This window comes from Roseovarius halophilus (ex Wu et al. 2025), assembly GCF_047086965.1.
The window spans coordinates 1-400 of sequence record NZ_JBKOTX010000580.1; the positions used below are offsets into that span (position 1 = coordinate 1).

Here is a 400-nt window from a genome sequence, read left to right on the forward strand (position 1 = left end):
CGCGCCGAGCGCGTCGGGCGAGAACCCCGCGAAAACCACCGAGTGGATCGCGCCGATCCGCGCGCAGGCCAGCATCGCATAGGCCGCCTCGGGGATCATCGGCAGGTAGATCACCACCCGGTCGCCCCGGCCCACGCCCAGCGACTTCAGCACGTTGGCCATGCGGCCGACCTCGTCGTGCAGCTGGCGGTAGGTGATGTGCTGCGCCGCCTCCCGCGGGTCGTCGGGCTCCCAGATGATCGCCGTCTGCTCGCCGCGCGTGCCAAGGTGGCGGTCGATGCAGTTCGCCGCCACGTTCAGGGTGCCGTCCTCGAACCACTTGATCGACACGTTGCCAAGGTCGAAATTCACGTCCTTGACCGTCGAGAACGGCTTGATCCAGTCGACCCGACCCGCCTCG

The 400-nt window shown here is 68.5% G+C and carries 1 protein-coding gene; it reads right to left on the reverse strand.

Features of this window, described 5'->3' with window-relative positions:
* The coding region (locus tag ACH107_RS33580) for an AMP-binding protein (RefSeq protein ID WP_412509897.1) at nt 1-400 on the reverse strand (400 nt) is incomplete at both ends.